At 59.6% G+C, this 13,880-nt stretch carries 11 protein-coding genes; 3 read left to right on the top strand and 8 right to left on the bottom strand.

Going from position 1 to position 13,880, the window contains the following annotated elements:
* Window positions 1-6: 6 nt before the first annotated feature.
* The 3 genes from glgX to asd form a co-directional block, all read right to left on the bottom strand.
* Window positions 7-1,983: a glycogen debranching protein GlgX gene (glgX, locus tag LB453_RS03575; protein WP_103796329.1), complete on the bottom strand. Its 1,977-nt coding sequence runs from the start codon at window positions 1,981-1,983 to the stop codon at window positions 7-9.
* Window positions 1,980-4,163: a 1,4-alpha-glucan branching enzyme gene (gene glgB / locus LB453_RS03570; RefSeq protein WP_103796328.1), complete on the bottom strand. Its 2,184-nt coding sequence runs from the start codon at window positions 4,161-4,163 to the stop codon at window positions 1,980-1,982. The genes glgX and glgB overlap by 4 nt, the downstream gene beginning before the upstream one ends.
* A 357-nt stretch (window positions 4,164-4,520) precedes the next feature.
* Window positions 4,521-5,630: an aspartate-semialdehyde dehydrogenase gene (gene asd, locus LB453_RS03565; protein WP_103796327.1), complete on the bottom strand. Its 1,110-nt coding sequence runs from the start codon at window positions 5,628-5,630 to the stop codon at window positions 4,521-4,523.
* A gap of 218 nt (window positions 5,631-5,848) precedes the next feature.
* Between asd and LB453_RS03560 the strand changes: the two genes are divergently transcribed.
* Together LB453_RS03560 and LB453_RS03555 are read left to right on the top strand one after the other, a co-directional pair.
* Window positions 5,849-6,442 carry a YhgN family NAAT transporter gene (locus LB453_RS03560; RefSeq protein WP_103796326.1) on the top strand — a complete coding sequence of 198 codons (594 nt, stop codon included), beginning with the start codon at window positions 5,849-5,851 and terminating at the stop codon, window positions 6,440-6,442.
* Between the two features lie 114 nt (window positions 6,443-6,556).
* Complete coding sequence (locus tag LB453_RS03555; protein WP_103796325.1) at window positions 6,557-7,297, top strand: carbonic anhydrase; 741 nt, start codon at window positions 6,557-6,559, stop codon at window positions 7,295-7,297.
* Between the two features lie 40 nt (window positions 7,298-7,337).
* On the opposite strand, the gene gntU is transcribed toward LB453_RS03555, so the two are convergent.
* The 4 genes from gntU to LB453_RS03535 form a co-directional block, all read right to left on the bottom strand.
* Window positions 7,338-8,678 carry a gluconate transporter gene (gene gntU, locus LB453_RS03550; RefSeq protein WP_103796324.1) on the bottom strand — a complete coding sequence of 447 codons (1,341 nt, stop codon included), beginning with the start codon at window positions 8,676-8,678 and terminating at the stop codon, window positions 7,338-7,340.
* A 2-nt stretch (window positions 8,679-8,680) separates the two neighbouring features.
* Complete coding sequence (gene gntK, locus LB453_RS03545; RefSeq protein ID WP_103796398.1) at window positions 8,681-9,217, bottom strand: gluconokinase; 537 nt, start codon at window positions 9,215-9,217, stop codon at window positions 8,681-8,683.
* 139 nt (window positions 9,218-9,356) lie between these two features.
* Window positions 9,357-10,352, bottom strand: coding sequence for a gluconate operon transcriptional repressor GntR (gntR, locus tag LB453_RS03540; protein ID WP_103796323.1), 996 nt, complete (start codon window positions 10,350-10,352; stop codon window positions 9,357-9,359).
* A 92-nt stretch (window positions 10,353-10,444) separates the two neighbouring features.
* Window positions 10,445-11,140: a pirin family protein gene (locus LB453_RS03535; protein WP_103796322.1), complete on the bottom strand. Its 696-nt coding sequence runs from the start codon at window positions 11,138-11,140 to the stop codon at window positions 10,445-10,447.
* A gap of 353 nt (window positions 11,141-11,493) precedes the next feature.
* Between LB453_RS03535 and LB453_RS03530 the strand changes: the two genes are divergently transcribed.
* A complete protein-coding gene (locus tag LB453_RS03530; RefSeq protein ID WP_103796320.1) occupies window positions 11,494-11,985 on the top strand; it encodes a GNAT family N-acetyltransferase in 492 nt (163 codons plus the stop codon).
* 32 nt (window positions 11,986-12,017) lie between these two features.
* On the opposite strand, the gene ggt is transcribed toward LB453_RS03530, so the two are convergent.
* Window positions 12,018-13,772, bottom strand: coding sequence for a gamma-glutamyltransferase (gene ggt / locus LB453_RS03525; RefSeq protein WP_103796319.1), 1,755 nt, complete (start codon window positions 13,770-13,772; stop codon window positions 12,018-12,020).
* Between the last annotated feature and the right edge of the window lie 108 nt (window positions 13,773-13,880).

Raw genomic sequence — 13,880 nt, 5'->3', positions numbered from 1 at the left:
GACTCCTTATGATTGCTTTTGGAACACGCACACACCGTGTGCGGGACCATGCCAGACAGTCGACAAAATGGGGTTGTCATCCCCGGCGAAAGGAGGAACGGCACGCCATTCTCCGTCTGGTAAGGCGATGTCACTCACCGAATCCGTGGCGTTTATTGTTATTAACCAGCGGCCGGAGAGCAGGATCTGCATTCTGTGCGCCTTCTGCTCCCACTCCTCTCGCTGCAGTGGTTTGCCGCTGGCATTGAACCACTGCACATTGCCGTCGCCCTCTTGCCACCAGCGATCGGCGGTTAACGCCGGGATCTGCTGACGCAAACGGATCAGGGCGGCGGTAAATTCTACCAGACTGCTCTCTTCTTCCTGCCAGTCGAGCCAGGTCAGGAGGTTATCCTGACAGTAGGCGTTGTTGTTGCCGTGCTGGCTGTGGCCGCGCTCGTCGCCGGCGAGCAGCATCGGCGTGCCCTGCGCCAGCAGCAGCGACGTCAGCAGCGCATGCGTGCTCAGGCGGCGGCGCTCGATCACGTCGAAGCTGGCGCGCAGCCCTTCCACGCCGTGGTTATGGCTGAAATTGCCGTTGCTGCCGTCGCGGTTATCCTCGCCGTTGGCCTGGTTATGCTTGTGGTTAAAGCTCACCACATCGCGCAGCGTAAAGCCGTCATGCGCGGTTATCAGGTTGACGGCGGCGTGCGGCAGGCGGCCGTCACGCTGAAACAGGTCGCTGGAGGCGGCAAAGCGGCGGGCGAACGCGCCGTTGCTGACGTCGCGATGCAGCCAGAAGCGCCGCATATCGTCGCGGAAATGGTCGTTCCATTCGGCGAACAGCGGTGGAAAATTGCCGACCTGATAGCCACCCGGCCCGATATCCCAGGGTTCAGCGATCAGCTTGACCTGAGAAAGCAGCGGGCAGGCTTTGATCGCCTCAAACAGCGGCGCGTGCGCCGAAAAATCGGGGGTGCGCCCCAGCACCGGTGCCAGATCGAAGCGAAAGCCGTCAACATGGCAGACGCGCACCCAGTAGCGCAGCGCCTCCAGCGCCCAGTTCATCACCTCGGGGTCGCTGAGGTTGAGGGTATTGCCGCATCCGGTCCAGTTTTGATATTCGCCCTGCGGCCCCAGCCAGTAGTAGCTGGCGTTATCGACGCCGCGCTGCGACAGCGTCGGGCCGATCTCCTCCAGTTCAGCGGTGTGGTTGAACACCACGTCCAGCAGCACCTCAATCCCTGCCGCATGCAGATTCTTTACCGCCTGCTGAAACTCCTCCAGCGGCGACGCGCTCTGCTGCGAGGCGTAGCGCGGATTGACGGCCCACAGCGCAAAGGGGTTATAGCCCCAGTAGTTGCTTAGCCCGAGACGCTGCAGGCGCGGCTCGCTGGCGAAATGGGCTACCGGCAGCAGCTCCAGCGCGGTTACGCCGAGATGGCGCAGGTAATTCACCATAACAGGATGGCCAAGCGCAGCGTAAGTCCCGCGCAGCGATTCCGGAATTTCCGGATGTCGCTGCGTCAGGCCGCGGACGTGCGCCTCGTAAATCACCGTGTTGCCCCAGGGGGTGCGCGGGGCGACATCCCCTTCCCAGTCGAAGTCCTCCGCCACCACCAGCGACTTAGGGGCCACGGCGGCGCTGTCCTGCTCGTCAGGCTGCTCGATACCGCCGTAGAGACGCGGGTCGTCCGCTACCTCGCCCTCAACTGCGCGGGCGCAGGGATCGACCAGCAGCTTGGCGGGATTAAAGCGGTGTCCGCACTCCGGCGCCCAGGGGCCGTGAACGCGAAAGCCGTAGCGCTGGCCCGGTTTAAGCGCGGCCGCGTAGCCGTGCCAGATATCGCCGGTTCGCGCAGGCAGATCGAAGCGCCGCTCTTTGCCATCATCAAACAGGCAAAGCTCGACGCGCGCGGCATGCCGGGTGAAGAGCGTAAAGTTAACGCCCTTACCGTCGTAACTGGCGCCTGGCGGCTCAGCACGTCCCGGAAGCAGCGTCATTCCGCCTCCTTCACCAGCCAGATTGTCGCGAGCGGCGGCAGCGTCAGCGACAGCGACTGCGGCCGGTTGTGGCTGGCGATCTCATCGGTATGCACCACCGGATTGCGCGTATCGCTGCCGTGATAGCTGTGCTGATCGGTGTTGATCACTTCGCGCCAGCTCCCCGCCTGATTAACGCCGAAGCGATAGTTGTGGCGCGGCACCGGCGTAAAGTTACTGGCAACAATGATTTCGTTGCCATCGCGGTCGCGGCGCACAAAGACGAAGACGGAGTTTTCGCGATCGTCCACCACCAGCCACTCAAAGCCAGCCGGGTCGAAATCGAGCTGGTACATCGGCGCGAAGTGGCGATAGGTATGGTTAAGGTCGCGCACCAGTCGCTGCACGCCGTGGTGCCAGTTATCCGCCCCCTCCAGCAGATGCCAGTCCAGGCTGACGTCGTGGTTCCACTCTTTGCCCTGGGCAAACTCGCCGCCCATAAACATCAGTTTCTTGCCGGGGAAGGCCCACATCCAGCCGTAATAGGCGCGCAGGTTAGCGAACTTCTGCCAGGGATCGCCCGGCATACGGTCCAGTAGCGACTTCTTGCCGTGTACCACTTCGTCGTGCGAGAGCGGCAGCACGAAGTTTTCGGTGTAGTTGTACATGATGCCGAAGCTCATCAGGTCGTGATGATGACTGCGGTAGACCGGATCGAGCTTCATATAGTCGAGAGTGTCGTGCATCCAGCCCAGGTTCCACTTGTACCAGAAGCCGAGGCCGCCCGATTCCGGCGGACGCGATACGCCGTTGAAGTCGGTGGACTCTTCGGCGATGGTGACGGTGCCCGGCGCGGCGCGTCCCAGCGTGCGGTTGGTGTAGCGCAGGAAGGCGATAGCTTCGAGATTCTCCCGCCCGCCGTAGTGGTTCGGCACCCATTCGCCTTCAGCGCGGCTGTAGTCGCGGTAGATCATCGAGGCCACCGCATCGACGCGCAAACCGTCGATGCCGTAACGCTCCAGCCAGTAGAGCGCGTTGCCCGCCAGATAGTTACTTACCTCGCGGCGGCCAAAATTGTAGATCAGGGTGTTCCAGTCCTGATGATAGCCTTCGCGCGGATCGCTGTGCTCATACAGCTCGGTGCCGTCGAACTTCGCCAGGCCGAAATCGTCGCTGGGGAAGTGGCCCGGCACCCAGTCGAGCAGCACGTTGAGGCCCGCCTCGTGCGCGGCGTTGATGAAATAGAGGAACTCGTCACGCGTACCGAAGCGACGCGTCGGCGCATACATGCCGAGCGGCTGATAGCCCCAGCTGCCATCAAAGGGATGCTCATTGATCGGCATCAGCTCGATATGGGTAAAGCCCATCTCTTTGACATAGGGCACCAGCTGCTCCGCCAGCTCTTTGTAGCTGAGCCAGAAGTTGTTGTCGGTATGGCGACGCCATGAGCCAAGGTGAACTTCATAGATGGAAATCGGCGCGTCAAATTCGTTGCGCGCCTTGCGCTCTTCGGCCATTTCGACCTTTGGCGGCAGGCCGCAGATGGTCGACGCGGTTTGCGGACGCATCTGCGCCTCGAAAGCGTAAGGATCCGCCTTGATACGCAGCTGGCCGCTGTTATCGACGATTTCGAATTTATAGAGCTGGCCGTTATACGCGCCGGGCACAAACAGCTCCCAGATGCCCATTTCGCGGCGGAAGCGCATCGGATGGCGACGGCCGTCCCAGAAGTTGAAATCGCCCACCACCGAAACGCGCTGCGCGTTGGGCGCCCAGACGCTGAAGCGCGTGCCGTGCACGTCGTCAATCACCGCGCCGTGCGCACCCAGGGTTTCGTAGGGGCGCAGATGGGTGCCTTCCGCCAGCAGCCAGGCGTCCATCTCCTGCAGCAGTGGCCCGAAGCGATAGGCGTCGTCGATCAGGTTCTGCTGACCGTGCCAGTTCACCGCCAGCTGGTAGCGAAACATATTCTTGCGGCGCGGCACCACCGCGCTGAAAAAGCCGCGCGAGTCGAGGCATTTCAGCTGGGCGACTTTGCGCCCGGTATTGGTTTCAATTACCCATACTTCCGAAGCGTCGGGCAGCAGCGCCCTGACTTCCAGCCCGTTGGCTGTCTGGTGCATCCCCAGCAACGCGAAGGGATCGGAATAGTTACCCGCAAACAGGGCATTGATCGCCAGGCGATCGGGAAGCTCTGACATGACTTTCTTCCTGTGATTATGTGGCAGGCGAAATGAGCGCGGCCTAAGCCATGCATCAGGTGCGCTGCTCTTCATTGAGCCATGCGTACAACGGCAGAGAAAGGAAACCACTCCGTGGGAAAAGAACTTTGCCGTGTACAACAACTATTCAGTGCGAAATGCAAAACAGTCAACAACCGGCACATCATGGTTAAATCATAGCTTGGGCTTGCAAGTTGCCAGGGCAGAAAACAAAAAATTGTTAGCGGGGACGTAAAAAAGGGAAGCCGATCACTTACAGAAGGTAAGTTGTTTGACTTATTTCAGAATAATCAGGCAAAAAGCCGGGGGACTCCCGGCTTCGCTTAGTTTTTTCTGTTAGTCGACCAGCAGTCGCAGCATGCGGCGCAGCGGCTCGGCGGCGCCCCACAGCAGCTGATCGCCAACGGTAAAGGCGGAGAGATATTCCGGCCCCATATTGAGCTTGCGCAGACGGCCGACCGGCGTGGTCAGCGTGCCGGTGACCGCTGCGGGCGTCAGCTCACGCATGGTCAGCTCGCGGTCGTTGGGCACCACTTTCACCCATTCATTGTGCGATGCCAGCAGCTGTTCAATTTCTGCCAGCGGCACATCTTTTTTCAGCTTCAGGGTAAACGCCTGGCTGTGGCAGCGCAGCGCGCCGACGCGCACGCACAGGCCGTCAACCGGAATGGTTTTCTGGGTGCCGAGGATCTTGTTGGTTTCCGCCTGGCCTTTCCACTCTTCGCGGCTCTGGCCGTTGTCGAGCTGCTTGTCAATCCAGGGGATCAGGCTGCCGGCCAGCGGCACGCCGAAGTTATCGGTCGGCAGCGTGCCGGAGCGGGTCAGCTCGGTGACGCTGCGCTCGATGTCGAGAATGGCCGACGCTGGATCCTGCAGCGAGGTGGCGACATGGTTATGCAGCATGCCCATCTGGGTCAGCAGTTCACGCATATGGCGCGCCCCGCCGCCGGATGCTGCCTGGTAGGTGGCAACCGAGGCCCACTCCACCAGATCCTGAGCAAACAGGCCGCCCAGCGACATCAGCATCAGGCTAACGGTGCAGTTGCCGCCGACAAAGGTATTAATGCCCTTATCAAGGCCCTGACGAATCACCTGATGGTTCACCGGGTCGAGAATAATGATGGCGTCATCTTTCATGCGCAGCGTTGAGGCCGCGTCAATCCAGTAGCCCTGCCAGCCGCTTGCGCGCAGCTTCGGATAGACTTCACTGGTATAATCGCCGCCCTGACAGGTGATAATAATATCCAGCGCCTTAAGCGCGTCGATATCAAAAGCATCCTGCAGCGCACCGGTGGACTTGCCGCCAAACGTCGGCGCAGCCTGTCCCAGCTGCGAAGTGGAGAAGAAGACCGGATTGATAACGTCAAAATCACGCTCTTCGCTCATGCGCGACATCAGCACGGAGCCGACCATACCGCGCCAACCAATAAAACCTACATTCTTCATTTTCTGTCCGTCTCAGTCAGCGATAACGGCTGACCTGCTTACCGAAGGGAAGAACGGAATGGGTTTTCACTCCGCTCTGCGTCATAAATGGATTTACCTGTGCCCAACAACTCTACAAAATGCAGCTTTTCTGGCAAGTGAATTAATTCGATTGCGCCAATTTTTTCAGCAGCGCAGCTAATAACCTCGCGTCGGGATGTAAGGAATAACCAAAAAAAATGACTGAAATGATTTCTGCGACCATTTTACTGCTTCTTATTATGGATCCGCTGGGCAACCTGCCGATTTTTATGTCGGTGTTAAAACATCTGGAGCCAAAGCGTCGGCGCGTGGTACTGATCCGCGAGCTGCTGATTGCGCTGGTGCTGATGCTGCTGTTTCTCTTCGCGGGGGAGCGCATTCTGACTTTCCTAAACCTGCGCACCGAAACGGTGTCGATTTCCGGCGGCGTGATCCTGTTTCTTATCGCCATCCGCATGATTTTCCCGTCCGAGGAGAGCAGTACCAGCGGCTTACCGGCTGGCGAAGAGCCCTTCCTGGTGCCGCTGGCGATCCCGCTGGTCGCCGGCCCGTCGCTGCTGGCGACGCTGATGCTGCTGTCGCATCAGTATCCTAACCAGATGGGGCACCTGGTCGGGGCGCTGCTGCTCGCCTGGGGCGCCACGGTGACGATCCTGCTGCTTTCAGGGCTATTTTTACGGCTGCTGGGCGATAAAGGGGTCAACGCGCTGGAGCGTCTGATGGGGCTGATTTTGATTATGCTGGCGACGCAAATGTTCCTCGACGGCATTCGCGTCTACCTGAAATTATGATGTAGCGCAAAGTTAGGTCTGATTAATCGCTTTGTTTTTAAAGGCTTTTTGTCTTGATTGTGGTTCCTGCGTATTATCGCGCGGCGATAAAAGACTACACATCAGGACCTGACAATGAAAAATAACCAACCCGCTCAACCTTCTCGCCGCGCCGTTCTGAAAAAGACGCTGGCAGTCTCCGCTCTGTCGGTCACCGGCGTCGGCGCGCTGGCGCTGCCCACCATCGCTTTCGCGGCCTCTCTCAGCAAAGAAGCGCGCGATGCGATGACGCCAGATGCGGTTATTGAGCACTTTAAGCAGGGCAACCTGCGCTTTCGTGAAAACCGTCCGGCAAAGCATGACTACCTGGCGCAGAAGCGCAACAGCCTGACCGGTCAGTATCCGGCGGCGGTGATCCTGAGCTGCATCGACTCGCGCGCGCCGGCGGAGATTGTGCTGGACGCCGGGATCGGGGAAACCTTTAACGCGCGCGTCGCGGGCAACATCAGCAACCGCGACATACTGGGCAGCATGGAGTTCGCCTGCGCCATTTCCGGTGCGAAAGTGGTGCTGGTGATGGGACACACGCGCTGCGGCGCGGTGCGCGGCGCCATCGATAACGCCGAGCTGGGCAATCTGACCGGCCTGCTGGATGAGATTAAGCCAGCCATCGAGAAAACCGTCTACGGCGGCGAGCGTAGCGGCAGCAACTATGCGTTCGTCGATGCAGTGGCGCGGAAAAATGTCGAGCTGACCATTGAAAACATCCGCAACAACAGCCCGGTGCTGAAGCAGCTGGAAGAGCAGAAGAAAATCAAGATTGTCGGCAGCATGTACCACCTCTCCGGCGGCAGGGTTGAATTTTTCGAGGGATAACGAGCAAGCCGCCGCGCGCTGAGGCGCGGCGGTTCAGGCGTTACGACAGCAGCTGAAAGGCGATCATGCCGACAATGGCGCCGACGGTGCCGAGGATAGTTTCCATCAGCGTCCAGGTCTTCAGGGTTTCCCCTTCGGTGGCGCCGGTAAAGCGGCCAAACAGCCAGAAGCCCGCATCGTTAACGTGGCTGATAATAATAGAGCCACCGCCGATACAGACAGAAAGCGCCGCCAGCTGCGCGCCGCTGTAGTGCAGCGGTTCAATTACCGGCATGACCAGCCCGACCGTGGTGAGGCAGGCGACCGTAGCAGACCCCTGAATCACGCGCACCGCGCCGGAAAGGATAAAGCAGGCGAGCGCAACAGGCAGCCCCGCGCCGGTCAGCGCATGGCCGAGTACCGGGCCGACGCCGGAATCCACCAGCACCTGCTTAAACACCCCGCCCGCGCCAATCACCAGCAGAATAATGCCCGCGGGCTGCAGCGCACTGCCGCAAACCTGCATCACCTTCTCTTTATCCATACCCTGACGGTAAGCCAGGCCATAAATCGCCACCAGACAGGCGATCAGGATCGCCGTAAAGGGATGGCCGATAAACTCCAGCCACTCATAGAGAGAAGAGCCCTGCTCGGTAAAACGCGCGCCGATGGTCTTTAGCCCCACCAGCATCAGCGGAAACAGGATCAGCGCCAGGCTGAAGCTGAACGACGGCAGCTTCGCCGGGTCGACGTCCGGCTGATGATCTTCCGGCGGCGCGCTAAAGGTCACGCGGCGCGCAATCAGCGAGCCGAACAGCGGACCGGCGATCAGCATGCCGGGAATAGCGGCGCACAGGCCAAGCAGGATCATCCAGCCGAAGTCGGCGTGCATCTGCGAGGCGAGCAGCATCGGCGCCGGGCCGGGCAGCAGGAAGGCGGCTGAGGCCGCCACGCCAGCAAACAGCGGGATCACCAGCTTCACCAGGTTATCCTGGGTGCGGCGCGCCACGGCAAACGCGATGCTGATCAGCAGCACCACCGCTACCTCAAAGAAGAGCGGCAGCGCGCAGATCAGGCCGGCGATGCCCATGGCGTAGTGCGCGCGGCTTTCGCCGAAGGTTTTCAGCATGCGGATCGCAATCTGATCCACCGCACCTGTCTCATGCAGAATTTTGCCGAACATCGCGCCCAGCGCGACGACGATAGCGAGGAACCCCAGAGTGCCGCCCATGCCTTTCTGCATGGTATCCGCAATCTTGTCCAGCGGCATGCCGGAGAAGAGACCAGCACCAATTGAGACCAGCATCAGGGCAACAAAGGCGTGCATACGCGCTTTCATCACCAAAAAAAGCAGCAGCAGGACGGAGCCTGCTGCGGTTAACACCAGCGTTGCGGTACTCATGACTAACCCTTGTTGATGGCTTTCCCGATAGCCGCAACCGTAGCCGCAACAACGTCGTCAACTGAATGATTGATATCGACCGTCAGCACGTCCGGCTCGTCTGCGCCCGGCTCTTCCAGCGTCGCGAACTGCGTCACCAGCATCTGCGGTTTAAAGAAGTGGCCCTTACGCGCCTTCAGGCGTGACTCGATAGTGTCGAAATCGCCCTTGAGGTAGATAAAGCGCAGGTTGTCGTTGCCCTGGCGCAGAATGTCGCGGTAACGCTTTTTCAGCGCTGAGCAGACGATAATGGAGATCGCCTGGGTACGCTGCATGGCGAACGCGGCGTCGTTAAGCGCCTGCAGCCACGGCTGACGATCGTTATCGTCCAGCGGATGGCCTTCCGCCATTTTCATGATATTGGTGCGCGGATGGAGAAAATCACCGTCGAGAAAGGCGGTGTTGAGCTGATGAGAAACCTGGTTGGCGACAACGGACTTACCGCTGCCTGAGACGCCCATCAAAATAAACACATGATGCGACGAAGATTGAGTAGTCATTTTTCTGCTCCGGCAGGTCAGTTTGCCAATGTTACCGATAACAATGCTGGCTGCCATTGTGTGAAGCCCGTTACAGGCTGGCAACCCTGTTTAACCGGAAAAGCACGAAAGTGTGAACTGACTCATAAAAACGTCACATTCAGATGCTACCGCCTTCGCTGATGTCAAAACCGATATCCAGCGGCGCGGAAACGCTGACGTCGCCGCCGATTCGCGCCAGCAGCATGGCGGCCGCTTCACGTCCCATGCGTTCTCGCGGCGTCAGGACGGTCGCCAGTTTTGGCGTTACCACCTGACTAATATCATGGCCGTGAAATCCGGCAATCGCCATTTGCGACGGCACTTTCAGCCCCTGACGCTGACATTCGAACATTGCGCCGACCGCCAGGTCGTCGTTGGTGCAGAACAGGCTGTCGGTTTGCGGATAGCGGCGCTGCGCCTCGCACAGCAGCATGCCGCCGGCGCTAAAAGAGGAGGCCTCTTCCATCATCACGCTGTGCGGCTCCAGCCCCGCTTCGCGCATCGCTTTCTCGTAGCCCTGCTGTTTCTGCAGGGTGCGCTCATCGAGGCGCGCGCCCAGGTAAACCGTATGGCGATGCCCTTTGCGCAGAATGGCGTGGGTCATCTGCCGCGCCGCCTCGACGTTATCGAACCCCACCGCCATATCGAGGCAGGGGGAGACGCTGTCCATCATCTCAATTACCGGGATCCCCGCCACTTCCAGCATGCGCAGCGTGGCGGGCGTATGGGTGCGCTCGGTCAGAATCACGCCGTCGATATTCCAGCCCAGCAGCGAACGCAGCTGCAGCTCCTCTTTTTGCGGGCTATAGCCGAAGTGGGCCACCAGCGTCTGATAGCCCGCCTCATCGGTTACCGCTTCGATGCCGCGCAGAACGTCGGCGAATACCTGGTTAGTCAGCGAGGGGAGCAGCACGCCGATGGCGCGGCTGGTGGCGTTGGAGAGCATATCCGGCGCGCGGTTGGGTATGTAGCCCAGCTCATCAAGCGCGACGGCAATCTTGTCGCGCAGCGGCGCGGAAACCTGCTCAGGGTTGCGCAGGTAGCGGCTGACGGTCATTTTCGTTACGCCGACACGATCGGCAACGTCCTGTAATACCGGTCTTTTTTTCTTCATCGTAAGCGCCCAGGGTCACAATTACGACGAGTCTACCACTATTCAGCAGGAGAATTGTAAACCGGGCGCGACAGTGCGCGCCCCGTCACCGCTTAGACCGGCGGCAGATCGAACAACAGCACTTCGGCGTCGCTGCTCGCTTCAATCGTCAGGCTCGCCTCATCCCAGACCGCGAAAGCGTCGCTGGCGCGCGCGGTTTCACCGTTAACGCGGATCTCCCCTTTGACCACCTGAATCCAGACGCGGCGGCCCGTTTCAAGGGCGACCTCATCTTTTTCACCCGCGCTAAATACCCAGCGCGACAGCGTCATATCCTGATAGACCTTGAGCGAGCCTTCCCGCGCGTCCGGCGTCAGCACCAGCTGGCGGCCTTTTACATCCGGGAAGCGGCGCTGGGCGTAACGCGGTTCGATGCCGGTACGCTCTGGAATAATCCAGATCTGATAAAGGTGCAGCGGGTCGCTGCTGCTGGCGTTGTACTCTGAGTGACGCACGCCGGTGCCCGCGCTCATGATCTGAAATTCGCCCGCCGGGATCTGCTCTTTGTTTCCCATGCTGTCCTGATGCTCTACGGTGCCGGAGAGCACATAGGTCAGGATCTCCATATCTTTATGCGGATGGGTGCCGAAGCCCTGTCCGGCGGCGACGATATCTTCGTTAATCACGCGCAGCGCTGAAAAGCCCATAAAGTTGGGGTCGTGATAGCCAGCGAAAGAGAAAGTGTGCCAGCTTTCCAGCCAGCCGTGAGTCGCGTGGCCGCGTTCTTCTGCTTTGCGTAAGTAAATCATGTTCGGTTCTCCTCAATGTTTTAAACCAGTCTGAACCGGAGGCGACCCTATTGATAGCTGAAAAACTTCACGCCTCTGTTCAAAAAAGGTGAACAAGCGCAAGCAGGAAGGTGAGCGGAGCTGAATGATACGGCGGGCAAAAAAAAGCCAGCGTTAAGCTGGCTAAATAATACTGGAAGCAATGTGAGCAATGTCGTGCTTTCCGGTTTGCCTGAGGACGCCCCGAGAACGCATCGCAATAATAATCATTATCATTCGCGTCTGTAAAGCCTTTTCCGATCTTTTCGGTTGATTATTAATAAGATTTCCTTGATGTTTTAAAGGGTTTTCCCGCCAACGCAAGGAGAAGGATAATGAGCGAGATTGTGGTGCGACACGTGACGCCTGAAGATGCCGCCGCCTTAATGCATATCTACAGCCAGCCGGACACCATGGCGAATACGCTACAGCTACCGCTACCTTCGCTGCAAAAATGGCAGCAGCGGCTAAGCAACCTCTCTCCCACGGGACATTCGCTGGTGGCCTGCATCGAAGAGAAGGTGGTCGGGCAGTTGACGCTGGAGGTGATCGCGACGGCGCGCCGCCGTCACTGCGCCACCCTGGGCATGGGCGTGGATTACGCATATCGCAATCGCGGCGTCGGCAAGGCGCTGCTCGGCGCGGCGGTCGATCTGTGCGATAACTGGCTGCAGGTTACGCGCATGGAGCTAACGGTATTCACCGACAATCCCGCCGCTATCGCGCTCTATCGCCATTTTGGCTTTGAGATCGAAGGCACGGGGAGAGGCTTCGCCATGCGGCAAGGCGAGATGGTCGACGCGCACTATATGGCGCGTCTGAAGTAACACAGGGGCCAGACTGGCCCCTGTGCTGTTCGTTAGTACCCCGCGCTTAAATCCCCTGGGGTACGCGGGTCCGAAGCGCCGTAGAGCGTGCCGTCCGGCCCAATCATAATGCTCTGCGTACTGCCCATCGCCGGCAGCACCTTCACATGCTGCCCTTTATTCTCCAGCAAACGCAGCGTATCCGGGCTGAACCCCTTCTCAACGCGCAGCTGATCCGGCAGCCACTGATGGTGGAAGCGCGGCGCATTGGTCGCTTCCGCAACGTTCATTCCGAAATCGATGCTGTTTACCACCATTTGCAGCACGGTCGTAATAATACGGCTGCCGCCCGGACTGCCGGTCACCAGCCAGGTTTTGCCCCCTTTCGCCACAATCGTTGGCGACATCGACGAGAGCGGGCGCTTGGCGGGCTGCACCGCATTGGCCTCGCCGCCTACCAGGCCGTAGACGTTTGGCGTGCCCGGCTTGGCCGAGAAGTCATCCATCTCATTGTTCAGCAGGATACCGCTGTTGCCCGCCACGATGCCGCTGCCGAAATTGGTGTTGAGGGTATAGGTCACTGCGACCGCCGTGCCCTGCTTGTCCACCACCGAGAAGTGCGTGGTCTGGTTGCTCTCATAGGGCTCCAGCTTGCCAGGTTTAATCTCGCTAGACGGGCGCGCTTTCTCGATATTGATCTGCTGCGCAATCGACTTCGCATAGGCTTTGCTGGTCAGCGCCTGCCACGGCACCTTCACAAAATCGGGATCGCCGAGGTACTCGGAGCGGTCGGCGTAGGCATACTTCTCCGCTTCGGCAATGACCTGCATCGCGTCGGCGCTGCCAAAGCCCATCTTCGCCAGATCGAAGTTTTCCAGGATATTCAGGATCTGCACAATATGAATGCCGCCCGATGAGGGGGGCGGCATCGAGAAGACCTCGTAGCCGCGATAGGTGCCGCTGACCGGTTTACGCTCGACGGCACGGTAGGCCGCCAGATCCGCTTTGCCGATCAAACCGCCGTGCTGCGCCATCTCGCTGGCGATCTCATCGGCGATTGCGCCCTTATAGAAGGCGTCCGGGCCCTGCTGCGCAATCAGCTGCAGGCTATGGGCGAGATTTTTCTGCACCAGACGATCGCCCTTCTGCCACGGCGTGCCGTCAGGCTTAAAGAAAATCGCCTTGCTGTTGGGGTGAGAGAGCAGTACCTCCTTGCCGTAGGTTTTCAGATCGTCCGCCAGCGCGTCGTTAACGACGTAGCCTTCGCGCGCCAGTTTGATCGCCGGCGCCAGCAGCGTGCTGAGCGGCAGCGTGCCATATTTTTGCGCGGCCAGCGCAAAGCCCGCCACGCTGCCCGGCGTGCCGGAGGCGAGATGCGAGGTCAGCGACAGCTTGCTGTCGGCGTTGCCCTGTTTGTCGAGGAACATATCGCGCGAGGCGCGGCCCGGCGCCATTTCGCGGAAGTCGATAGCGGTGGCGCGGCCGGATGCGGTGCGCAGCAGCATAAAGCCGCCGCCGCCGAGATTACCCGCCTGCGGATGCGTCACCGCCAGCGCGAAGCCGACGGCGACAGCGGCGTCAACCGCGTTACCGCCCTGGCGCAAAATATCCACGCCAACCTGCGTTGCCAGCGCATCAACCGAGGCGACCATGCCGTTCTGCGCCCTGACCGGATGAAAGGTATCATCCTCAACGCCATAAGAGACGGGCGACGCGCTGGCGGGCGCGGCCGCATCAGCGGCGCTGACCACCGTTAAACTCATCATCACAGCCCAGCCAAGCTGGCGTATATTTCCTCGCATCATCATCCCTCTACCCTTTTCAGTTGTTTACATTTGTTATCACGCAGGCAAGTGTTTACAAATACAGCAAAAAAATAACATCTAAGTCAAATTCAGTACGTTCCTGGGGGAGAA

Source organism: Pantoea agglomerans (assembly GCF_020149765.1).
Classification (GTDB): Bacteria; Pseudomonadota; Gammaproteobacteria; order Enterobacterales; family Enterobacteriaceae; genus Pantoea; species Pantoea alvi.
Note: the sequence above shows the minus strand (reverse complement) of the source record. Positions and strands in the feature narration are given on the sequence as shown.